The sequence below is a fragment of the Parabacteroides sp. 52 genome, from assembly GCF_010500925.1.
Taxonomy (GTDB): Bacteria; Bacteroidota; Bacteroidia; order Bacteroidales; family Tannerellaceae; genus QVMG01.
The window spans coordinates 79,820-105,315 of sequence record NZ_QVMG01000010.1; the positions used below are offsets into that span (position 1 = coordinate 79,820).

Consider the following 25,496-nt stretch of genomic DNA (forward strand, 5'->3'; position numbering starts at 1 on the left):
GGCTCTGTTCTTTATATATCATCCTCTTCCTTTTTTCTGTAAGAAGGCCTTCTTCTCTTGACCAATTCGTCCCGGATGCGTTTCAACGCTTGTTGGGTCATGCCCATATAGGCTGCAATATCTTTTAAAGGTACATATTGCAGGATCTCAGGCGCTTTTCGGAGTAACACCTTATAGCGTTCGATACTGGATGGATGGGAGAAATAAGCCAGGTCCTGATAGGTGGTGAATGAAAGATTCTCAAATAACTTCCGTCCCCACACCGAAAGAGAAGCACTCGATAAGAATAGAAGTTCCAGTCTCTCTTTGGAAAAACGCAGGAGGCTTACCGGGCTGGAAGCACTTATCGATATCAAAGAAGGGCTTTCCTGGTGGTATCCCCAAGGCGAATAAAATGCCTCTCCTGCCGTAGCAAAACCAATGGTCGTTTCTTTATTGTCGTTTATCCCCCAATAAGTACGTACGACTCCTTTTTTGATTAAATAGAGCGAAGGATCTATCTCCCCTTCGGCAAGAATAACGGTGCGTTGATCGATTTCCATTTCTTGAGCGAACGCAAGGAGCCGGGCCAGGTCTTCCTCCGGAAGCGGATGGATATGATGTATCAATTGACTAAAATCTTCCATATGTTTTACCTTCTTTGCAAATAGACTGATTCCGATTTAAAGGAGGGATTGGTTCGTATATATTTTCAAGACAAGTACCCGAAATCCCTCCCGGCAAAGATAGGATAAAAAAACAATTAACGACACCCTTTTCTATTGCCGATGGGCTTCGACAGTATTGCCGATGCTGTTCAGCAATATTGCCGATGCGCATCAACAATATTGCCGATGTGCATCGGCAACAGAATACTCCCTCGTGAACCGCATTGGGTAGTACGTATAATGGGTTGAAATAAAGTGAAATAAGTTATATAGAGAATGCCAGAAGGGGAGAAGCCTTGCGGATGATCGAAGGTTTTGTGGGCTTGTTCTTTGTTGTTATTGCTTTTAATAATGAAAAAACGCGTTGTTGATAATGATTATTCGCGTTTTGAAATTCAAATGGTTATACGCTGTTTTATATTTTTTAATAAAAAATTCTCGGTGTTTTTGTGGTTTTTTTGATGATTAATTCTTTATCTTTGCGTGATGTTTCTTAATTTGACGCCAAACGAAAGAAGGGATATACTCTGAGAGAATGTGCTTTTGCAATCTCTAAGAGGATGGCTTTGTTAACGAATAGAAAGAAGTTGTGTTTTGAATGGCATATTTTATGAATGAATAAAGTATGTAGATATAATTGTGACGGTATTGTTAAGAATGATTTTTGCGTAACTGTTTTTAATTCTGTTTTCTCGTCTTTGTTCTGTCTTCAGAAACGATACGACATATTTAAACGGATTCATGCATTGATATGTTTTGTGAAAACAGAACATCAATAAATGAAAATGGAGAACAAACAGGCTATTTTCATGAATTACGAATGCTGTATTATGAATATGTTTGCAGTCCTTTGTTCCTTATTCTATTTTGCAATGATACTATGATAGAATTTAGATGAACTCTACTTATGTAATTCTTATATGTATACACTTAAACGTAGGTTTGATTTATGTTGAATTGTTGTTGTTTTTATTATTAATTTTTTTGCAGTAAAAATTATGAATATAACTGAGCATGTCGTATGTGGTAATTATGAAAAAGGGAATAGCCCTTTGATTGAAACTATAACATTTAAAAAAGGAGAAACGCTAAAACGAAATATTGTTGAATCAGAAATGCTTTTTGTTCGAAACGGAAGTTTCCATATATCTTATCAAAAAGTAAGTAGGCAGTTTGTTTATAAAGGACAAATCATGTTGCTCCCGCCTGCCTGTCATTTCTACATAGAGGTGGAAGAAGATGCATCTATTATGGTTTTTAGGATAAACTCTTCTATACAGTTGTGCAATTCTTTTGCCATTGAGAATTTATTTAAGCAAGGGGAGGAAACAAAGGATGAGATAAGCCTTTTGGAGGTAAATGAACGGTTGGATTATTTCCTGAATTTATTGTCTCATTGCATAAAAGACGGGCTTAAGTGTACGTACTATTATAAGTTAAAAATACAGGAATTGATGTATTATCTGCGTGTCTATTACTCGAAAGAAGAACTCAAAGGATTCTTCTCTTCGGTCTTGACCAAAGATTCTGTTTTTGCCAACTTCGTTTATAAGAATTATGCGAAGGTAAAGACGGTGCAACAGTTTTCGGACTTATATGGATATAGTCAGTCGAGCTTTGATAAACAATTCAAGAAGGTTTTTGGAATCTCTGCTTATCAATGGATGATTGATCAAAAGTCGAAGCAGATCTATCATAAATTGATATGCTCAGACAATAGCCTGGCAGAGATTGCATTCGAATATGACTTCTCTTCTCTTTCTCAGTTTAGCGATTTTTGTAAGCATTATCTGGGGGATCCTCCGGGCAGAATAAGAAGGCGAAAAGGTCGTTAATGCTAAAAAATACGGCAATATTGTGAAATCCCGAAAAGATAGGATGAAATCCGGAATAATGTTCTATTTGCATTGTCTAATTTTGCCTCGTTATTTATTCTGGATGAGTGAACTTTGTGTTCAATTATTGAATAGGATGATTTTGTATGAGAGTGAATAAGTCAATGATAAACGAATGTGCCGTTGAACGAAAAGAATATAAATTCAGCCGGTTTGCTAAAAGAAAGTGTAAATATAGTTCCTGTATTATTCAATGTGTGAAGGGACAAATACTATAAAGTGAATGAAAAAAATGCTACTTTTATGTATCGTATTAATAAGTACGATATCTCTATCAGCGCAACGTATAGCCGTAAAAAATAATATCCTATACGATCTTACTTTGACTCCCAATTTAGGCTTTGAATTCGGGATCGGGAAAAAGAGTACATTGGATATGTCGGTAGGATATAATCCTTTTAATCTTACCGATTATAAACGGTTTAAACATTGGCTTGTACAACCGGAATACCGCTACTGGTTTTGTGAAAAATTCAATGGTACATTTGTGGGTGCACATTTACATGGTGGTGAATTCAGTGTTGCTGACTTGAAATTGCCTTTTGGTTTTATGTCCCAACTGGATGACCATCGCTATGAAGGTTTGTTTTATGGAGGGGGAGTGAGTGTCGGTCACCAATGGATCATGCATCCGCGTTGGAGCTTTGAAGCTGTTTTGGGCATCGGTTATGCGCGTATAACCTATGATAAGTATCCTTGTGTGGAATGTGGTGACAAACTGAAATCTAAAACGTACAACTACTTTGGCCCCACAAAGGCAGCCCTTTCAATTATTTATTTCTTTCGATAAAGAATTTTGCATACTACCGTTATGAAGAAGAAAAATATATATATACTATGCGCCCTCTTTTATTTCTTAATCCCTGTCAGCGGATGGGCACAAAAGACTTACTCCGGCACATTCGGGTTTACTGACCTGCAAATAGACAAACAGGGGGAGAAGTTAGTACTTCAACTAAACCTGGATATGAGTTCGGTTTATTTACCCAGTCAGACAATGGTGGAACTAACCCCTGTATTGCGCTTGGAAGATGAGACGAAAAGCCATTATTTCCCTTCTGTATTTGTGGCGGGCAAAACACGTAACAAGGTGTTGCAACGTGCGGTTGCTCTTCATTCTTTTACGGATGAAAAAGAGGAACAACCGTTTTTGCGCCGATTAAATAAGACGAAACAATCTCTGCCTCTCTCTTTCAGCCTTCCTTTTGAAGAATGGATGCGGGATGCCGAATGGGTTTTACTTGAAGAGGTGAGCGGATGTGCCAACTGTGCCTTGGCAGGAAAAGAATATGTATTGGTCGATCGCCTTCTTCCTTCTTCTTTTGAGCCCTCCTATGCGTTGCAATATGTAATGCCGGCAGCCGAACCTCTTAAACAACGCAGTGAAACCTATGATGCGCGTTTGAATTATAAAGTGGGTAAATACGATTTGCTTCGTGATTTCGGAAGGAATGAACAGGTTTTGAGGGAGGTCGACCAGATTGTCGGTGAGATTAGAAAAGATGACAACCTGACTATCCAGACTTTGGCTATAACAGGGTATGCTTCTCCGGAAGGAAATTATACCAGCAATATGGAGTTGTCGAAAAACCGTGCTTACTCCTTTGTCAATTATCTGGTGCGAAACCACAACCTGAGAGAGTCGATGATGAAGACCGACTGGCGGGGGGAAGACTGGGAAGGCCTGCGAAAAAATGTACTTTCGTCTTCTTTGACAGATCGGCATGCGGTTGTTCGCATAATAGATGAAAATGACGATATCGCTCAGAGAAAGCAACGTCTTCAGAGTTTGAACGGAGGAGCTACTTACCGTCTTTTATTAAATGAATTTTATCCTATTCTTCGACGCAATGAATATACCATTACCTATGTGGCGCGTTCATTTAGTATAGAAGAAGCCAAGAAGATCATGAAGACAAAACCTCAACATTTGAGCCTGAACGAAATGTTTCTGGTGGCTAACACCTATCCCGAGGGAAGCCCGGAGTTCAAGGAGGTTTTTGAAATCGCTGTATACTTATATCCCGAAGACAACGTGGCTAAACTGAATGCCGCAGCCCAGGATATTGAAGCTGGGAATTATGACCGGGCGGTAGAGCGCCTGAAAGGGATTGATCTTGTTGAAGCTTTGAATAATATGGGGGTAGCCTATGCTAAAATGGGAGATAATGAATCAGCCATCTCTCTTTTCAAGCAAGCGGCTGATAGAGGAAATACCGTGGCCCGCACAAACGCCGAACAGTTGGAAAAAGCCCGTATAAACAAATAGAAGAGGGCGGGATGCGCGTATCTAAAACAAGAGTGTGACTAACTAGATTTTAAAAAAAATGAGGGTGAAACTAATTCATGTACTCTGTACATTAGCCATAGGTATGTCCTTTTTTTCGTGCGAGAGTGACCTGTTAAGGGAAAAGCAACAGCCGGAGGAATCGTCTGATGCAGAGCGAAATGCCTATATCTCGTTTGACCTAGCTGTAGGAGCGGATCGGATTACCCGTGCAGAAACAGAAGAAGGCCTTGTGAAAGAACAAAAGGTCAGTTCCGTTTATCTCTTATTGTTTGGCGGAGCGGGGCCGGAAGCGCCTCTTCACTACTGTTTTAAATTGAAGGCTTCAACAGATGGTTCGACGGATTTTGCGGGAGAAGATGTCTTGGTGGCGGAAACAACCTATACCGGACCCGGAAAGGGCAGTTTCCGATCGAAAGCCAAGCCGATCCGAAAGGCGGATTACCAGTTGGTTGTTCTCGCCAATTTGCAACCGGGCAAAATAAAGCCGGTATTACCCGGGGCGGGAGTCGATTTGAAAACACTTTTGGATGATATTGCTTCTGCCAATGAAGGCGAAGTGGGCGAAAGTATTTTGTCGGATAATGCACTTGTCGAAAGATATAAAATCAGTAATCTGATAACAAATGCCGTTTCCGGGAATACCCCTTCGGACTTTTTCAACGCTTCTTCGGAGAGTGAGTTTATGATGACCAATGCCAATGGCATTCTTTTTATTGAGGGAGAGCAGTTGCAAACATCTTCCGTACATGCAGAGGCAGCTCCCTTTTATATCCATCTCGACCGGGTGGTTGCCAAAGTATTGGTGCGTAGGGGGGGGAACTATCAGACGAAGAAAGGAACCTTGGATGAGATCCATGGGCTTACCTGGGGGGTGGTGAGAACGAACCGTTTGACTTATTTAGTACGAAACCTGAATTACCTTTCCGATCCATTCGGTGCAGCTAATAACTATCAGAGTATAGACAAAGAGACAATCTCCTCCGGTTTGAATCCTGCCTTATCGGGTAATGCGTTGCCAGCCAGGAAGTACACCTATGCGATAGATCCCAATTATGATGCAGAGGTGTCGGGAGCATCCGATTATGACTCTTATCCGGCAACTATGTATTCGTGGAACTTAAGCCCTACCTGTATCGGACAGAATGCAGGAGATACCTACCAGTATATCTTCGAAAATACAATCTCTTTACATCGTCAATCGGCGGATAACTGGAGGGATTATGTGACACAAATAGAGGTAAATGCCTTTATAACCCATCCGGGAGGGCTGACTGCAACAGATTATTATTCCTTTAAAACACCAGGGGGAGAAGCGCGGGTATTTACGCATACTCAGGCAAATATGTGGTGGATATATGATATGTTTCCTGCGGAAATGGACGGTTTGTCAATCGCTATCGCTAAAGACGAGGCACTCCCTGTAGGAGAACGTCAGTTTGATTTCTATGCTTCCCAACCATCCGGCGCTTTTCGTAATTCCTTTGGCATCACCTATCATCCCGGAGGATTGAATAAGTACAGGATCCCGATTAAACATTTTTATGTGCCGGATATAACGGATGCGGAGACAGCACGTAAAACGGTCTATGGCCATTACGGGGTGGTGCGTAATAATGTATATGCCATAACAATCCATAGTATCACAGGACCCGGAGATGGACTGACGGATCAGTATATATCTGCGGATGTAACAGTGAATCCATGGTGGGTACGTACCTGGGATGAAGAGGTGAAATACGAATGATATTTAGTATGAACTATCTATAAATTATAAACTTAAGTATTTTAAAATGAACATTATGAAAAAGAAGTGGAAAAGTTTATCACTTGCGTTTATTATAGGCGCAGGTTTGACTATGGCATCCTGTAGTGATGACATAAAAAAGGGACCGGAAGTTGTTGACGAACCGGATGGAAATCTGACCTACGGTTTTCTTTCGACTCAGTTGGGAGCGGAAGCAGGTATTGGAACGAAGGCCTATGGTGATGAAGATAAAGGGCTTCCTCAGGAGCAATACGTAAAGAAAATTCGTTTGGTGTATTATGATGCCAAGACAAAGATCGCAGAATATGCTTTTACGTATGATGTGGCCGGAATCCATTCCGGTGCAGGGCAGGATTTTACAGGACCCAGTATGTTGGATCCCAATGATTATCCGACAGACCCACTGGGATATGTTCCCGGATTTAATCCGGTAACCAATAGTACTGTATTTGTGCCGAAAGCGGAAAAAGTACAGGTGAAAGATTATAAACTATTGGTATTGATCAATCCGAGTGCAGATGTGATCACACGCACAAAGGCTATATGGGAAAAAGACGGTCTCAGAGACGCCGACGGTAACCGACCGGCAGGTAATGAGGTGAAAAATGAATACGCAACCAACCTGGATAATTTCTACAATTACAAGGCGCAGATTTCAGCAAACAATCTGACAAACTTCATTGGAACAGCGAACTTCAAAGATGCACCGGAAGACTTCTTTATGTCGAATGCAAAAGGGATCGTTGATGTACCTGTTGCCAATATTTTCCATACAGAACTGGAAGCCTATCAGGGACGTGTGAAAGTGGCAGTAGACCGTGCGGTGGCCAAAGTAAGTATGAAAGCAGACCTTAAGCCTTCAACGATAAACGCAGCTTGGACTGATACGGATAATGCCGTCTGGAAACTGGATGTAACGAATCTCTCAACCTACTATCTCAGACACCCGGCGAAAACTTCATTCGGAACGATGGAAGCTTTAGCTACTCCGAGAAAGAATCTGTATGCAGAAGATACCAATGGGGATAAATACAGTTGGGAAAGATATCTATTCATGGGCTTACCTACTCCTTCAGATCTGGTAACTACATCCAAAGCGAATATTCAAACTTATTTTAATTATATCGATGCCAGCCTTTTTGATAATTCGGCCAACACCTATAAAGTAGGCAAATTGACACAAGACTGGTTGGACGAATGTGATTCGGAATATGCTCTTGAAAATACGATGGAAGCAGATGAGCAATATGAAGATGTCACAACAGCGGTTATCCTGAAAACAAAATATGTTCCGAGAAAAAGTGCGGTTGGTACTGCCATGACAGAGACTACCCCTTATTATGTGTGGAATGGAAAAGTATTTACAGCCGACGATTTGAATGATGTTAAAAGCTTTGATGCGTCTACTGCTACGGATGCTGAGAAAGAAAAAATGGAGATGTTTTTCACCTTGCAGAAATATCTTATTGACAATGCAACAGCAGGAGACGAACTGGAAGTGAGTGGAAACTTTGGTACTGATTACAGTTACTCCGGGGATTCGAAGAAAGTGGGTGCTTTAACCTTCAATAAAGACGGTATGAACTACTACCGTATCCTGATACGTCACTTTAATGATGATCTGCAACCGGAAACGATGGCCTATGGTCGTTATGGTATCGTTCGTAACAACTGGTATCGATTGACATTGAGAGAACTTCTCGGTCCCGGTGATATCGCTGTTCCCGAACCTAAAGGTCCGGATGACAAAGAGAATTGGTGGACAGCCGTTGATATTGAAGTATTACCTTGGGTACTGCGTGATCAAGACGTTATTGGTGGCGGTTATTATTAATGATTTATTACTGGAAAGTGATGGCTTACATCACTTTCCGGATTTAATTTAAACAAAGAATAAGGTATGAGAAATTTCAAAAAAATACGCCTGTTTGCATCTCTCTTATGTGTAGGTCTGTCTTTTACAGGATGTAGTGATAATAATGAAAGTGGACACACGCAGTTGACAGATGAGGAAGGTATGTTGGGGATGGGCTATTATGCTCCCAGCTTGCAAACGCCTTTTGATATTCACTCCCGGGCACCGGGGGATTTGACTGACAAAGAAAAATCAGAAAATGGTACGCCCAATGAAGATAAAGTAAATACAATCCGTTTGGTGTATTACAATGTGGAGACCGGAATTGCAGAGTATGCCTTTGATTACGAGTATATTCATACGGCAGGCACAAATGATTTTGCCGGTTCGTCCATGCGTCCGACAGGGGATTACGATCCTGTAGGTAGTGGTTATTTTACTCCGTTAGCGGAAAAAGTAGCCATAAGAGATTATGAGTTATTGGTTCTTATCAATCCTTGCCAGGAAATCAAAGATATAACCAAAGGAAGAAGAGATTATTATGGTGCTCTTCCTATTATAGGAAATCATAAAAACTCGTTTTATGATGCGATCAAAAAGATTAACAACAATGATCTTACGGATTTGATAGGGGCACCTAATTCCGCCTCTGTGGATCCCAACAATAAACCGGAGAATTTCTTGATGACCAATTATCAGGAGTTGGTATACATACCTGCGGCTCAAATCAAACCGACGGAGGAGGAAGCCTATGCCGCTTCGGAAAAGAAGGCGAATAGAGTGTTTGTCGACCGTGCTGTCGCAAAAGTGACTGTCGTTCCGGTAGCCGCAGAGGTTCCTGCGATCAAAGCCAAAGTATCGAATCTTTTCTGGCGATTGGATGTGACCAATAAAAGTACATTCTGGACGCGACATATGGATAAGATGAAAAGTGGAGTTTTCCCCGAAGAAGATGTGGTGCCTGAAAAACCTCTAAATGTCAATTACAGACATTATCTGTATGCGAAAGACCCGAACTTTGATGGAGTCAGTCAGGAAAGAACGCCTGTCGGAAGTGTCAGCCATCCGAATACGGAATTCCGTAGACTGAGTGCTTTGAGTGATGTTTCGATTCCGGTGGGTGATACACATTTTGAATATGCGCCTGAGAATACGATGGAGGCTGATGAACAACAGGAAGACGTGACTACGGCAGTGATCCTGAAGTTGGATTATCGTCCTACTCACAGTGCCTTAGGTACCGAAGTGAAAACGACGGATCGTTACTTTGTCTGGGCGGGTTATGTACTTACTGCTGAAGACCTGGTGAAGATCAGAGACTATGATTCGGATCCGCAGAATGTCACCTGGTATGATACGTTTTATACCTTACAAGAACATCTGAAAGCCAAGGCGGGTATATTAGAAAATACAATAATCGGATTTGGTACGGATTATAAAACGCCACAGAATGCATCGTACCAGGTAGAAGGTATTTCTTATTACTATACAGATACGAACTACTATCGTATAATGATTCGTCATTATAGTGATCTGTTGGAAAGCCGGGCGATGAGATACGGACGTTTCGGGTTGGTGCGTAACAATGTATACAAATTGACTATCCGAACGGTGAATGCTCCGGGAACTATCGATATACCGGAACCTCAAGGACCGGATGATAAATTGCAAAGATTGGCCGTTGAAATCGAGGTATTGCCATGGGTGGTACGTGAACAAGCGGTTGATGTAGGGAATCCTTATTGATAGATTGTCTTTATTGAAGAGCTGAGAGTTTCAGCTCTTCAATAAACCTTATTACAGAAAACAAAAAAGGGATGCCCCTTTGGTAGAAAAATATACGTATATGAATCTTTGGATTAAAACAATAATGTTCGGTTGGATATGCTGCTTGGGGATTGTCTTTTCTTCTTGTAGTGATACCTTTTCAACAGATGATGAAGAAAAGCCGGAGGAATCTGCCAAGGAAGGTATGGCTTATTTTTCTTTTAGCCTTACAACGGATTGGGATTTTCTATCGACAAAAGCCTATGCAGAAGAGGGCTTTGGGTTTGAACGCAGAGTCAATAAGATCTATTTATGCTTCTACGAAGCGGGAGTGCCGGATCATATGGCCCAATTGATTTTCCGTGTAGAACTGAATGCTTCAACAGATGGCAGTAGCGCCTTTGCCGGATCGGATGTATTGACAAACATTGCCGGAGAATCATATATACCCTCTACAAATAATTTCATAAGCAAACCGATGATTATAGCCCGGCAAGAGTACCAATTGGTCGTCCTGGCCAATCCGACTGCGGCTATATTAAATAGAGCCAAACCTCAATATACTGTTACGGATACAGAAGGGAAGAAACCGGCTCCGAATCCTTCGGTATTGAAAGACTTATTGGATGAGGTAACCCATACCACGGCTGCCCATTATATGGATAATATTGTCGGCTTCTTTATGAGTAATGCCAATGGAGTAAGACCGGTGAGGCTTTCTCATTTAAGATCGAATCCGGAAGAAGCGGCTAAGTTCCCGATTGCGGTAAACCTGGATCGTATCGTGGCTAAAGTACGGGTCAATGAAAAAATAACAGGAGCCTCTCAACCGCAAGGATATACAGTAACCAAGGTGGCCTGGACCCTGGAGGCGACCAATAAAAAGACCTATTTATTACGTAATTTCGGGCTGTTAGCACCTGCATTCAATGTGATGGAGACTGTTGCCAATAGCCCTTATCAAAACAGACTGAATCAGTATGCGGTCGATCCGAACTTTGAAGGACATACTGTCGATGGATACGACTGGGACTCCAATTATCTGATTCTGAATACCGGTCCTGCCGGAGGATATCATTCCGCCCCTTTCATGGAATGGAATGATAAAACAAATACAAGAAAAACAAATGCTATTTATGCACTTGAAAATACAACTGAACTAACAGAGATGACTACCCCTGCAGAAATGCGAAAGTATGTGACGGGCGTAGTTGTGAAAGCAAATATACAGATAGCTACTCCTCCGATAAATGGAGGGAACTATTATTCCTGTGTATTGGATAATACTGTCAAGGTTTTTACCCATATGCAGGCTAAAAAATGGAAGACAAATCCTGCGACTATACCTGCTGAGATGGAGGGGATTGCGGCCGTATTTGCGGCAGCAGAGGCGGCACCGGGAAGCCCGTTTGATTTCAGTTCGGATACGGAGCCGATTTCGTTTGTTTATTCGACAGTCACTGAGGCAAAGAATTTAACCTTTCATTATAAAGGCTTGAATATATATCCGCCCATTTATATAAAACATTTTGGATATTCTTCGGGTACCAATCCATTGTATGGATATTACGGGCTTGTTCGTAACAATATATATGATATAACAGTCAATTCTTTTTTGGGGCCTGCTTCGCCGGTTTCCGATCAACATTTATTATCCGTAGATATAAAGATTAATCCTTGGTACATACGGGAAGGACAAGGAGAGGATTTGATGTAAGCCTGTAATCGAATGGAATGATTGAACTTGGATTTGAAATGATCTAAAGACTATATAAAGCAATATGAAACGAGTCATTCAAACTGTTTCGCCTAAGGCGATGACATTCGTGTGAGTTCCATACGAGCGAAATATAAAAAATAAATAATGACGTATGAAAAAGAAAAAAATAACATATCTCATGACATGGCTATTCCTTATAGGAATGTCTCTTTTTTCTTGTACGCAAGAGCATCCGGTAATCCCAGGAGATGAACCGGATCCGAACACAGATCCGACTTGGAAAGATACAGGGTATATCTCTTTGAGTGTAGGTCTGGAAGGTGTCATCGCAACCAAGGCTGTCGGAGAAAGCGAAGGAATTCCTGTAGAGGCTTATTTTGATGGATTACAAATTATTGTATATGACATGGCTCATACAGCTGTGCAGACTTATTATTATGATATTGCTTATAAGGGTGTTTTTAATAATAATACCCCGGGCGTGACTTTCGACGAGAGTAATAAAACAATCTTTCTTCCTCCTATTCCGCTTCAGAAAATGGCCTATAAGATCATAGCCGTATTGAATCCGGGCAATCTACGCAAAGAGAGCCAGGAAGTTCCCGGGATGCAGAGATATGGATATACCGGCCGTGATTATTTGACTTTGATTCAAACACCCAAACACAAATACAATGACCTGACGGAAGCGGTAAACTTTAAAACGGCTTTCAGCGGAAGTTCGATAATCCCCAATAGCCCGGCAGATAGGTATGCGGTTGAAATGGGAGTGAATCTTTTTATGATTAACTTCTGGCAGGCTGTGGGTGCAGGTCTTTATCCGGGACTTTATACAGGCTGGTTAGAGGATTCGAGGCGTACGGTAAACTTCTTGATGACTAACGCGGATGGCCCTCTTTTGATTGAAGAAGCCGATATCCAATCCACCCAAGAAGATGCTGCGAAGCCGGCTAACCGTAAAAATATACCTGTAGAACGGGGAGTGGCCAAGGTGGGATTGTTTAAAGCCAATCATATAACCCTGCAAGGAAGTACGGGAGCCAATGAAAAAGTATATGCAGGTTTGTCTAAAGGAGCTAAAATGACAGAACCTGTATGGGGTACGGATATTATTAATATGCGTTCTTTCCTGATCCGACAGACGGCACCAACGGCACCTTCGGCCGGGGGGAATATGGAAACACCGTCAACTGCAAGGGATTTTCGATATGCCGTTGATCCCAATTTTGAGCAGATTAGTTTAGAAAGACCGGGAGCTTCCGGTGCCGATAAACGCAAAGAGCATTTTTTCTATATCCCGGACGATACTTATTTAATCAGAGAATGGATCACAGATTCCCCGAGTGGGAATAACCTACTACTGGATGCCAGTAATAGATACAAATACGAATATGTTACCGAAAACACCATGGCTGCCGATGAGCAATATGAAGATGTGACGACGCGTATCGTGCTCAAATGCAAATATGCCCCGGCTTCTATAAACATAGGAGATAGCTATTATTATTACCGGGGACATGCCTTCACACATGCACAGATCTTACACTTCCTGACTGATCCCTCCCTGATTCCGGTTCATCAATATCCTGAATTAGAAGGCTTGGTACAGGTGCTAATAGATATGGAAACAAGAGAAGTCTTTTGGCCTGAAGAGGGTACTATCACTTGGCCTCTGCGCAGTGTCGATCCGAATAATCCACCCCAGGAACCCAATGAGTCGAAAACGTATCGGGAATTAACCTATTACAAAGACGGCGTAAGCTATTATACTATTTTGATTCGTCATTTCAATGAAATAGAAAGTGGAGCATTGATGGGGTATGGACGTTATGGAGTCGTGCGAAATAATGTTTACAGAATATGTATTGAAGACGTGCGCGGACCCGGACATATCACCCTTCCTGCTCCGAAAGGGCCGGACGATAAAGGGGGGCTTATAGATGCTGATGTCAGAGTTGCACCCTGGCGTGTGACAAGTTTGCATTTTGATTTATAAAGAAATAATTGAATAGAAATATAAAGAATAAAGAGGATGAACGAATGGAGTAAATACATACGATACGCTTGTTATGGACTCGTGTTATTATTAACATCTTGTATCCGGGATGGATTGGAGGAGTGTCCGCCGGAAGAATCCGGCAAACGGATACGATTTGTATATGATTATAATATGTCTTATGAAGATTTGTTTCATCGACAGGTAGCCAGAGTGGATCTTTATTTATTTGATGAAAACGGGGTTTATTTATCAAAGATAGTCGATGAAGTTTCCGGGGAAAAGACCTTTCCTAAAGGATATACAATGGCATTGCCTGAATCATACAACGAGGTTGCTCAATTGGTAGCTTTTCCTGTCGGCCTATACAATGGACAAATGGAAGAGTTGAATACGACTGCGTTGGTTGAAGGGAAATCCCGGTTGAAAGATTTATATGTGAGATTAAAAGCGCATGCGGACAATCGGTTGGATAAGGCCATTCGTCCTCTCTGGCATGGACGGGCAAGAATGACAGATATGTTGAATGATACCCTTACGGTTCCTTTATTGAAAAATACGAATCGTTTCCGGATTGTTCTTCAATCCTTACAGTCTGAATCTGAGATAGATGTGAATGAATTTGCGTTTCATTTAGAAACGGCCAATGCCGCCTATGATGCTTATAATACACCGGTAGACAACTCGGTTTGGTGTTATCAACCTTTCTTTCAGGAAAATGACTGGGGCGGTGCAGGAGGAGTTGCTGAAATTCACACCTTGCGTCTCATGGCTGACCGGGATAATATGTTAACCATTAAACATCTCAAAACAGGAACGACAACGCTGAAAATCAACCTGAACAAATATATAAATGCATTGAAATTACAAGAATACAACTATATGTCTTTGCAAGAATATATGGACCGGGAAGATGAATATAAGTTGCTTATTTTTCTTACTCAAAAACCTGCAGTAGATCCAACAGATCCCAACCCGGATAGAGTATGGGTGGCTGCGGAGGTCGTGATGCAACCCTGGATAGACCGGGATCATGAAGTCGGTGGCGGTCTCTGAAGGATGCCTCCCGGAGGTAGAAAACGAATAAGTGATGAATGATAGAAAACAATAGGATATGAAGTATAGATGGAACAAAATAAGATGGAGTGTTCTTTGTGCTGCCCTTTTTCTTCTCTTGCCATCCTGCGAGATAGAAGAACCGGTGCCGACTCCCGACAAAGTGGATCCTCAAGAAGGAAAGAGACTTTCTATTGCCATAAATCTCGCTTCGGAAGAGGAGGAACTCTCCACCCGAACGGTCGAATCTTACTCGGAGGAATGGGGTACCAATCAGGAGAATGAAGTAAACCGCGTGCGGTTGGTACTCTATGATGGTAGCGTAGGGCTTTCAGACAGTCAGCGGAAAGTGAAATATGCATTTGACTTTCGGATACGCTCTGCCAAGTCCGGCTCTGCGGATTGGAATACGTTTGAGCAATACGATGTGACCCATAAAGAGAAAGATCATCTCTATAAACAAGGAGGAGCCAATTCCAGTCCGACGCAAACCCATTTCATCACTTTTGCCAGGGCGGTAAAGGAAGCACCTTATAAATTACTGGTACTTATTAATCCAACGGAGAAAGGAGTTACATCAGTCGTATCCCACACCCTCGATCTTTACCAGGCAACGATGCCTGAAGTTTCGACTTTAGCCGATTTCCAAATGGCTGTTTCTATGGATCCTGCCCTTTTAGGTAATAAATCGGATTGTGGTCCGGCTGCTTTGTATACAGTAGATACAGAGGAGCATGGTTACTTTCTGATGACCAATCACCAGGGATTAATCGATATACCGGTAAGTCGGCTGAGAGATACAGAACAAGCCGCGCATGAAGACCCTGTTCCTGTCTATGTCAGCCGTGTTGTCGCCAAAGCCTCGGTACGGAAAGCCGCATATTTACCGGTTGAACCTGCCGGTGCAAGTGTCAGTGCACTTCGATGGGAGTTAGATGTTGTGAATAAAAAGACCTACTGGATGCGTCACATGACCTGGCTGATCGGTTCAGGAGGGGGTAAAAGTGGAACAATGGAAATACAAGGGCATGGAGGAGCCAACAGAAAATATCAATATGCGGAAGATCCTAATTTCTCCGGTTGGTATGCCGGTAAGTCACAGGACGTATTGAATGAGCATTTTTTCTACCTCCGGAAGGAGAGTGTAACGCCTGTATTAACCCAAAACGTAGGGGAACCGGCACCGGCTGTGGCAGATGCTGCTTATTGTTTGGAGAACACCTTGGATGAAAATCAGAAATACCCTGATGTGATTACACGTATATTGGTTCGGTGCATATATACTCCGCCGGGATTTACTGTCGGATCCAGCTATTTTACATACAATAATATGATTATACAGCGGGCCGATATGCTGAATTATGCCAATGGATCCAAAACGATACCTATTATTTATGGTAATCTGGCGGAAGCGATTGCAGCGGCAAAATCAATACATATGGATTTTACCAATCCGACAGCCTCTTATCAATCCAATGGCATCTCTTATTATCAGGGAGGGGTTAATTATTACAGTATTCCCATACAACACTCCGGATTACAGGCTGCCGGCTATGGAGAGGCTACCTATGGGTATTACGGCATGGTGCGCAATACCCATTATAAAGTGTTGATAGAAAAGATAAAAGGACTGGGTTCACCAACGATTGAGGAGGTAGGAAGTGGTTGTATCGCAACGAGTATTCAGATAAACAAATGGAAAAACCGGGATCAATCGGAAGTGATAGGCCGGAAGTAATAGCTTTAAAAAGAAAAGAAAATGAAATACAGACATCTATTTTACCTATTCGTAATCCTTATCCAGGGGAGTCTCTTCTGGGCGGGATGTACATATGAGGATATACCCGGCAAGGAGGAGGATAAGAAGAAACCGGATCTGAAAGAAGAAGCTTTCTTCTCTGTCCTGACGGATATGGATGAAAGCTTACATACAAAAGCCGGGTCCGATGACCTGGGCTTGCCGGAAGAAAGAAAAGTGAACAGTGTGCGGCTTGTGCTCTATGATGGCGAAATCCCCCTGAGTGCCGACCCGGAGGTGAAATATGTGTTCGACCTCGATATAAGGACGAATAGTGGAGCTACCGGTTATGAAGCAGGAACACCCGGTGACTTGTTCCTGAGCGTGAATAATCAGGAGTTTATTACGTTTGCCCGGAGAGTTGTCAAACAAAAATACCGGATGTTGGTGATCCTGAACCCGGTATCTGCTGTCAAAGCGATCACCCGTGAAAGCGATCACCTGTCTACTTTTCTGCAGGAAGTAAATATGGATAAAAATACGCTGACGGCAACCGGTGGCGTGGCTCAAAAGAATGCGTTTATGATGACCAATCACCAGGGATTGATCGATATCTCTCTTGCCGATCTGAAAGAAACGGCAGACCAGGCACATATGGCTCCTGTTGCGGTGAAAGTCGATCGCCTGGTGGCTAAAGTAATCGTGGATAAGAAGGCGGATACGGACTTCTCCGTTCTTCCGGAAGGAGCCAGGGTACGTGATTTCTCCTGGGAGCTGGATGTGACCAACAAAAAGACCTATTGGATGAGGGTCATGGCTCCCATGATGAATGGAAGTATGGAAGTAATAGGGGCTAACAGGGATTGGATTTATGCAGAAGATCCCAACTTTCAGGGACTTAATACCGGAGTAGCCGCCACGGATGAACTAAACAGGGAAGCGAATTTCAATTATATAGCCAAGGCCACTCTTTATCCGGTTTTGTCGAATAAGTTTGACAGCGACGCTACGGCGACAGCGGCAGAGAAGTATCAATATGCTTTGGAAAATACAATGGCTGCCGATGAGCAGGTCAATGATGTGATGACCCGTGTGGTTATCCGTTGCCAGTATGCACCTCCCGGATTTGCTTTTGGAGAGAGTTATTACCTGTATAAAGGGGTGGTCATAAACCAGACCCATATGTCCTTCTACCGCACAGCCGATATCGGTCAGATACCGGATGCCTTATCCGATATAAAAGAAGCCATATGGAATGTGGAAGAGCATAGTGGTTTTTCTATTCTTTCGCCTCCGGCTTCCTCTTATGATATGTATGGAATCAAATATTTCTATCAGGGCTATTGTTATTACAGAGTCCCTATCCGCCATTTTGCCTGTGTAAAGACCGATCCTTTGCCTTATGGCTATTATGGTATGGTACGAAATAATACGTATAAAATATCTATCTCCAGTATCGACGGTCCGGGAGGTATTCATGTGGGAGAACCGGGACCCTTTATCTCTGCCGGTGTGCATGTCGTACCCTGGGGAGTTGTGGAGGAGAAAGAAGAAATTGGTAACCCGGTAGTCTCTGTTATTACATATAACTATTATTACCAGAATGCCGATCTGATGAGCTTTGTCTATCTGGGTACGAAATATGTGACAGACGTACCTGTTGGTTCGGCATTTCCAACCTTGTCAACCTCTATACTGAATGCCTGGTATACATTGATCCCGGAAACTGTAGGAGGAAGTGCTGCTTTTGTGACTCCCGGATGGGGGATAGAACCCTCCCTGCCGACTGTCTCTATGGATTACACAAAAAATGTATATCATATTTTTTATAACCGGCAAAAGAAGCAGGCTTCTCTTGATGTACGCTCTATTATTGAAATCGTTTAAGTTACTCTCCTATGAAAGAATTATATACTAAATATTCGCAGGTATCCATGAAAAATAGAAATGAGAAGAGAAAAAGTGTCTCTTTGTTTGTGTCAGTTCTACTGTTTTTATTCACCCATATAGGCCTTTCGGCGCAGGAACATACCACGTTAGGAACCGATTTCTGGGTGTCTTTCGGAAGGATCGCTGATTTTGGATTCGACGAAAGGGATTATCCCATGAGTAATTATGTACCCCAAATACGCGTGGCAGCGACCCGGGCGACCACTGTTACAATCACATTTACGGAAACGGGCGTATCCGAGCAAGTGATCCTTTCTGCGGGTGAATCATTTACCCGCAGCCTGGATGCAGAAAAAGAACAGGTGTATTCCAAAAAAACGGGTACCTCTTCCAAATCCGTACATATAGAGTCTCCATATCCTATATCCGTGTATGCCTTAAACCAGGCGGATGCCACGACGGATGCCTCGAATATACTTCCTGTAGTGAGCTTGGGTGTGAATTATTATCAGATGTCGTATACTTCTTATAGCTATCCGGAAGGAGGGGTGAATTATGTCGATGGCTATACCATTGTAGCGACAGAAAACGGTACCCAGGTTAAAGACGTGACAAGAAATGTAGTCGTTTCGTTGAATAAAGGACAGGTTTACTCTTTTTATTCGGCTGCGGGAGTCGACTTAACCGGACAACATATTGTGGCGACTAAACCTATTGCTTATTTTGTGACCAATGCAGGAACCATGGTGCCGAAAGAAACGCATGCAGCAGATTGTTTGTACCAACAAATGATGCCCGTAAATGCTTGGGGGACATCCTTTTTAATACCTACCTCTGTGCGCGGGAAAGAACGTATACGGGTTTTAGCCTCCCTGCCTAATACACGGATAAATGTGCAAGGGACTTATCAGGTGATAACCGGAAACCTTTCGGCTCGATTGGGAGAAGGACAGTTTGTTGAATTAGAGATAACCGATGGTTGTTATCTTACTGCCGATAAAGCGGTAGCGGTAACTTCTTATTTTATAGGAGGTAGTGCGAACCCCAACCCTACGCATCCTTCGAATAATGGGGATCCTTCTGCTACCTGGATTCCTCCGTTGGAACAAACAGTAAATGAAATATCGATTAGCTCTTTTGTGCCGAAAGCAGCTTCGCGTTTAAAAGATCATTATGCCTTGGTAGTAACCGCTACGGCCAATAAAAAGGATACCCAAATAGCTGTAGGAAACGGAGCGTTTACAGCTTTGCCTTCGCATGTCACCTGGACCGATAATACCGCCTCCGGCTTTTCGTATTGCAATCTGTTTTTGCATACCACGAGAAACGATAGTGGGATAGGGGGAGAGAGTGAAACCTATCATTTTTCGAATCCCAATGGGGTTATCATTTACGGATATGGATTGGGGGATCCCGGTGAAGCTTATTTCTATTTAGCCGGAGCTGCAACACGCAGTATCAATCCTTCTTTTTATGTGAATGGTATTCATCACGATGATGTACGGGGGGCTGTTTTTTGCGATCCGAGAATACATGTGAAAGCGGCTATCTACTCCAAGTCGGCAACAGACTTCGCCGTGAATTGGTGGATCGATGGTAATTATGCCCTGGATTTAGGAACAACCACCGAGGAGTGGACTCGAACACTTACACCCGGTAAACATACGATCCGAATGGAGGTGAAGAATTATCAGGAAGAAATAGATGTTCGCGAGACGGAGTTCGTCATAAATAGCGTATCCATAAGCAATCCGGGAAGTAACGACCTGGCTGTCGGGCAGACCCGGCAACTGACAGGGACGGGATATCCCGCACTATTAACCGGCACATGGGAGAGCAGCAGCCCATTGAAAGTTTCTGTCGATCCGAATGGGTTGGTGACGGCTTTAGACGTTACCACGGAACCGGTATATATCACATATACCCATAATGGCTGTTCTAAATCGATAGCCTTGACGGTAGGTATGGGGCAATGTCCGTTTTTTACCCGTACCTATGTCAAAGACTATACAAAAGCAACACCTCCTGCCGATGGTGTAAAAGATGGCAGTAGCTGGGAACATGCGTATGACGGCCTTCACGATGTCTTAAAAGCGGCAGCGGATTACCCCGGGTGTATCGAAGAGATATGGGTGGCTGCAGGTACCTATTATCCGTATCCGACAGGACAGTCTTCTGCCGGTAGAAATGATGCCTTTGTCCTGGTGCCCGGAGTGAAGATATACGGTGGTTTCCCAACGAACGCAAAGGATGATAAGGATGCAGTCGATTTGACCGGATCTGTCCGCATCGATACCCGCCTTCCTTTTGAAGCCAGTACGGATCGTTCGGTGCTTAGCGGTGATTTGAATAAAAACGGAAACTGGGACAATGCGGATGCTTACCATGTCGTGATAGCGGCTGACAATATCCCGTATTATGCAACCGAAACAGCCCAGAACAGAAATACGGTGTTGGATGGATTTGTTGTCCGCGGGGGAGTGGCGAATGCTGCCACTTCTTCCGTGGTGAATGGTGTCCTTCTTTGGCATAATGTAGGAGGAGGTATGTTGATTCATGCCGCTTCTCCGCTGTTGAACCGCATTCTTTTTGAACAGAATTATGCATTGAATGACGGAGGTGCTATGGCTGTGGAGCAGGTTTGTACTCCTTATATTGCGAACTCCATATTCCGTAACAATCAGGCGCTGGTGAATGGAGGAGGGCTTTCTCTTGCAACCGGTGCGGAAGTGTCTTTATTAAACGTGCTTATGTATGCAAACCAGGCATTACGCGGAGGAGGTATCTATGCGAAGGAGTATACCACCGTGCATCTGATGAATGCAACCCTATCGGGAAATACCGGAACGCTTTCGGGGGCGGGAGTTGAAGTGAGTACTGCCTATATCTATAATAGTATTATCTGGGGGAATAATGGGACAGATGCAACCGGTGTGCTTCCTTTTCGTTTGTTTAGCTTAATCGCCGGCTATCCGGCGGATGATTCGGCAGGCAATATCGAAGGTTCTACCGATCCCTTATTTGTGAACGCGGCAGCAGGTAATTATCGCCTGAGCCCGCTGAGCCCGGTTATCGATAAAGGACATGTAGCCTTGTTCAACAACCTGGATCGTGTATTCGGCTCGGAAGGACGCGACCTGGCTTCTGCCAACCGGGTACAGGATGCCAGTATCGACCTGGGACCTTATGAGTGCCACAAAACGGTGAATATGTGGATCGGAGCAGGCGGCACGGGATCGAAGAATATATCTCCGGATCCGGTACGGAAAAACTGGTGGAGTGTGGCGGAAAACTGGACCGCCCAAATCATTCCGGGAGAAGAGGAGGTGGTTCTTTACCATGAAGACGCCATCGATCTGTGGGTGAATGAAGATTATAAGGTGAAAGGAGTGGACAACAGAGGTACGGGTAAAAACCTCGTAGTGTTGAAAAATAAAAAACTTGAAATCACTTCATCAACCGATTATTCAATGACTGCCGGAGGTAAGCTCATTGTTAAATCCGGAGCTCCCGACGATTACGACCCCACTGTGGGAAAGAACGCTGCATTTATCTCTCCCGCAGGTATGTCGATACCGGCCGATGTGGAATTTTACAGCAAAGCTCAATCTCCAGCCGGAGAAATGAATCCGGACAAGATGAACTGGCAATATTTCGGAGTGCCTGTTTTATCAACGAATTCGCCCACTTATATTTATGCCCATACTTTCTTATCCGGTACGGCTGTCAGAAAGTATGTGGAAGGAACGAATGCCTATTGGCAGTTGGTACAACCGAACACCCTGATGGAACCTTACAAAGGATATGAGATATCCTGGTGGAACGGTGATGGACGAAAAGGTGTCTTTACTTATCAGGGCTATCTGTTGAATACAGATAAAACCTTTACATTGGATAAAGGCGTTTCGTCTTCTTTGTTGTTCCCCGGCCAACATGTGATGAGCAATCCTTATACCGCCGGACTGAAGATAGACGGTGGATTGGTATTTGGATCCGGTATGGATAAAACGGTCTACTTGTTCCATACCGGATCATCACTCCAATGGGATAATTGGGTGAGTGGACTGACCGGCGACGGAGCGGGTGCGGGACAATATATTGCCGTACCACAAATGCAGGCCGGGGCAGGTCTTTATCTGCCGGAGACTATCTCTTCCATGCAAGGCTTTGTTGTCAAAGTATTGGAGACCTCGGATAATACCCTGAGATTCCGTTACGATGGAGGAGTGAAAGAGAATACCGCCCTTTTACGCTCTGCCTCGGCAGAAAAAGAAGAAAAGGTCTTCTCCGTAATCAGCCTTTCCCATGCAGAGGTGTTGAAAGATCGGATGTGGATATTTGCGGATCCTCGTTCTACCCGTACTTTTGACAATGGCTATGATGGGAAAAAGATCCTGGCTTCCCATGCCCTGGCACAATTGTATGCGGTCGAAGAAGATGGGAACTACCAGGTGAATACGGTGCCGGATATCCATAATACCTATCTGGCTTTCAAAGCGGAAGAAGGAACGAAGGAATATACATTGACCTTTAATCACAAAGGTATGGAGAATAGCTATGGGAACCTTTATCTGATCGACCTGATAGCGGATAAGAACAAAAAGGTGGATATCACAGCGGAAGGGGCGACGTACTCTTTTACTGCGGAATATACAGCCGCAGCCGTTAAACGCTTCCGCCTTGTGACCGAGGCAAATACAACGACAGATATAGAAGATATAAATGTATGTACGTTTGATATTCATCAGGTAGAGAATGACATTTATCTTTCTAACGGTGATCAGAAAGCGACTGTCTCCCTCTATAATCTGACGGGAGTCAAACTCTATCAAACGAATCTGCAACCCCATCAGAGCAGCCGTGTTCTTAAGTCTTTTTTGCCCGGTGTGTATATTGTATATGTACAGTTGCCTGATACTATACTCACTAAAAAAATAATCGTTCGATAAATAGGGCAGTAATGCAATAACATTTAGAATTATGAGGATTAAATATAGAAATAACCGCTTTGTGTGTTCTTTGGGATTAATGATTAGCGTTCTCTTTTTCTCTTGTTCCACAGAGGACCTGATGGATCAGAAAGAGAGGGAAAACGAAACCGTGGAAGTGGAGTTTCGCTTAGGAGTGGAAGAAAACAACCAGGTCATAGGACGTTCCATGAATCAAACGGAAACGAAAAACGACCTGCAACTCCGCTTTTCTACCGGCAATCCGGTTGATACCCGCGCTGCCGACAGGGAAGATCATATAGAGAATGTCTGGATCCTGCAGTTTGAAAATACGGAAAACCCTACGGACAAACTGCTTGCTAAAGTGTATGTGGAGAACCTGACGCAGACAACAATAAACGGAAAAACGATTTATCAGCTGAAAGCAAACCTTGAAAAGAAGGAGAATTGCCGGCTTTTCTTTATCGCCAATGAGAGTGCCGCAGCATTCTCTTCCCTGACGGTCGGGAGTTCCACCTTTTCTGCCTTTCAAACGCTGACCCGCGTCTTTTCGACGAATCCGGTCATAGGGCCTGCAACGGAAACATTCCCTATGACAGCCTATTATAAAGGAGCGATTCCGATCTTGGATCCGAATGTAACCCTTTGGATGTATCGTGTGGCAGCTAAATTGTCTCTGACCGTACTCTTTGATGAACTGCAAGAGTCTTCCTCTTTGTTTTTAAATTTCGCTCAGTTGCAGAGCGTGCCTCAAACCGTTCAATATTATGATGAAGGACGTTATACGGATGAACCCTGGATCTTTCCGATTGTGACTTCCTCTTTTGTGAACTATCCGGCACAAGAATTCAATATCGTATCCGGTACCGTATTGACCTGGTATATGCCGGAAAATCGGCGGGGTATCAATCCTCTTATTACCAATCAGAAGGATAAATATGATGAGACCGACCCGAGTGGACCCGGATCGACATCTTATGCTACCCGCATTGTATTGAAAGGCATATATATATTGTCCGGCAAGGTGCATGATATAACGATAACCCTTTATCCGGGAGAAAATATTACATCAGACTTTAATATCATCCGCCATACACATTATATCATGACGGCTGATATCCGTACTATATCCGATGAGGATAACCGTATCGTATATAAGAGGGTTAATCAATAAATTCAGTGAAACCGTTTTAATTAGAATACACACACGTTAGCCAAGACCTTACAGAAGCCTCCACTTTCTCTCTTTTATAAAGAGAAGTGGAGGTGTTTTTTTATAGCTTTTACCCGCCATTATGGTATCCACTTTGGGAATAAATAGTGACAAAAAGTAACCTGCTCCTCATTTCAGAATAAATCCTTTTCTGCCCCCCAATAAAAATGCCGATAGCTGTCGACACAATTGCCGATATATATCGGCAAAATTGCTGACAATCGTCGGCAATTTTGCCGACGATTGTCAGCAATTCTATTCTCTCCCCGAAGTGACTTATCCTGAAGTTGGTTGTCACTTTTTGTCAGATAGTACCTTGATGTATTGTGACCGTGGGATTGCATCCCACGGTTATTCACAGGAAACCCCTTCGGGGTAATCCCTACTATCTCTTTACCTGTATATATAAGTCACCTGTATATACAAGCTACCTGTATATACATCGTTATCTTATTGAAAATAGCCCAAATACCAACTGTGTTGACTAACACTATCTCGGCTCCTCTTCTTGGATAAGAAGAGGGGGACCGCCGGCGTAGCCGGGGGGGGAGCAGTTTGATGTATTACTGTGTTGAATATTAAATATATAAACCCATATGAAGTGGCAAAAAACAGGAGTGAAAAGTTATTACAAAATAAGTATATGCATTTATAAAGAATTCAAACTGCTCCACCACTGCAAACAGTGGTCCCCCTCTTCTTATCCAAGAAGAGG

Annotated in this window: 14 protein-coding genes; 13 read left to right on the forward strand and 1 reads right to left on the reverse strand. The window is 43.1% G+C overall.

Translation table 11 applies throughout. From position 1 onward, the window contains the following. Positions 1 to 11 precede the first annotated feature (11 nt). Complete coding sequence (locus tag D0T51_RS07540; protein ID WP_163727409.1) at positions 12 to 626, reverse strand: Crp/Fnr family transcriptional regulator; 615 nt, start codon at positions 624 to 626, stop codon at positions 12 to 14. Positions 627 to 1,645: 1,019 nt separating this feature from the next. On the opposite strand from D0T51_RS07540, the gene D0T51_RS07545 reads away from it, so the two are divergent. The 13 genes from D0T51_RS07545 (at position 1,646) to D0T51_RS07605 (ending at position 24,742) form a co-directional block, all read left to right on the forward strand. Beyond that, on the forward strand, positions 1,646 to 2,482 hold the full coding sequence (locus tag D0T51_RS07545; protein WP_163727412.1) for an AraC family transcriptional regulator: 837 nt from the start codon (positions 1,646 to 1,648) through the stop codon (positions 2,480 to 2,482). A 283-nt stretch (positions 2,483 to 2,765) separates the two neighbouring features. Then, entirely contained in the window at positions 2,766 to 3,332 is a 567-nt protein-coding gene (locus D0T51_RS07550; protein ID WP_163727415.1) for a DUF3575 domain-containing protein, read from the forward strand. A gap of 21 nt (positions 3,333 to 3,353) precedes the next feature. Beyond that, on the forward strand, positions 3,354 to 4,811 hold the full coding sequence (locus D0T51_RS07555; RefSeq protein WP_163727420.1) for a DUF3868 domain-containing protein: 1,458 nt from the start codon (positions 3,354 to 3,356) through the stop codon (positions 4,809 to 4,811). Between the two features lie 58 nt (positions 4,812 to 4,869). Further along, the gene (locus D0T51_RS07560) at positions 4,870 to 6,576 is read left to right on the forward strand and encodes an Mfa1 family fimbria major subunit (RefSeq protein ID WP_163727422.1); all 1,707 of its coding nucleotides are present in this window, start codon (positions 4,870 to 4,872) and stop codon (positions 6,574 to 6,576) included. A 55-nt stretch (positions 6,577 to 6,631) separates the two neighbouring features. Beyond that, positions 6,632 to 8,431, forward strand: coding sequence for an Mfa1 family fimbria major subunit (locus tag D0T51_RS07565; protein WP_163727425.1), 1,800 nt, complete (start codon positions 6,632 to 6,634; stop codon positions 8,429 to 8,431). A 66-nt stretch (positions 8,432 to 8,497) separates the two neighbouring features. Beyond that, complete coding sequence (locus D0T51_RS07570; RefSeq protein WP_163727428.1) at positions 8,498 to 10,198, forward strand: Mfa1 family fimbria major subunit; 1,701 nt, start codon at positions 8,498 to 8,500, stop codon at positions 10,196 to 10,198. A 100-nt stretch (positions 10,199 to 10,298) separates the two neighbouring features. Next, positions 10,299 to 11,936, forward strand: a complete 1,638-nt coding sequence (locus tag D0T51_RS07575; RefSeq protein ID WP_163727431.1) for an Mfa1 family fimbria major subunit — start codon at positions 10,299 to 10,301, stop codon at positions 11,934 to 11,936. 154 nt (positions 11,937 to 12,090) lie between these two features. After that, positions 12,091 to 13,935, forward strand: a complete 1,845-nt coding sequence (locus D0T51_RS07580) for an Mfa1 family fimbria major subunit (protein ID WP_163727434.1) — start codon at positions 12,091 to 12,093, stop codon at positions 13,933 to 13,935. 36 nt (positions 13,936 to 13,971) lie between these two features. Then, on the forward strand, positions 13,972 to 14,991 hold the full coding sequence (locus D0T51_RS07585) for a FimB/Mfa2 family fimbrial subunit (RefSeq protein ID WP_163727437.1): 1,020 nt from the start codon (positions 13,972 to 13,974) through the stop codon (positions 14,989 to 14,991). Positions 14,992 to 15,049: 58 nt separating this feature from the next. After that, the gene (locus D0T51_RS07590; RefSeq protein WP_163727439.1) at positions 15,050 to 16,729 is read left to right on the forward strand and encodes an Mfa1 family fimbria major subunit; all 1,680 of its coding nucleotides are present in this window, start codon (positions 15,050 to 15,052) and stop codon (positions 16,727 to 16,729) included. A gap of 21 nt (positions 16,730 to 16,750) precedes the next feature. Next, positions 16,751 to 18,616 (forward strand): Mfa1 family fimbria major subunit, encoded by a 1,866-nt coding sequence (locus tag D0T51_RS07595; RefSeq protein WP_163727442.1) that lies wholly within the window; start codon positions 16,751 to 16,753, stop codon positions 18,614 to 18,616. Positions 18,617 to 18,663: 47 nt separating this feature from the next. After that, positions 18,664 to 23,568 (forward strand): T9SS type A sorting domain-containing protein, encoded by a 4,905-nt coding sequence (locus tag D0T51_RS07600; RefSeq protein WP_163727445.1) that lies wholly within the window; start codon positions 18,664 to 18,666, stop codon positions 23,566 to 23,568. Between the two features lie 31 nt (positions 23,569 to 23,599). Continuing rightward, positions 23,600 to 24,742 carry a DUF4906 domain-containing protein gene (locus D0T51_RS07605; protein ID WP_163727446.1) on the forward strand — a complete coding sequence of 381 codons (1,143 nt, stop codon included), beginning with the start codon at positions 23,600 to 23,602 and terminating at the stop codon, positions 24,740 to 24,742. Positions 24,743 to 25,496: the final 754 nt, after the last annotated feature.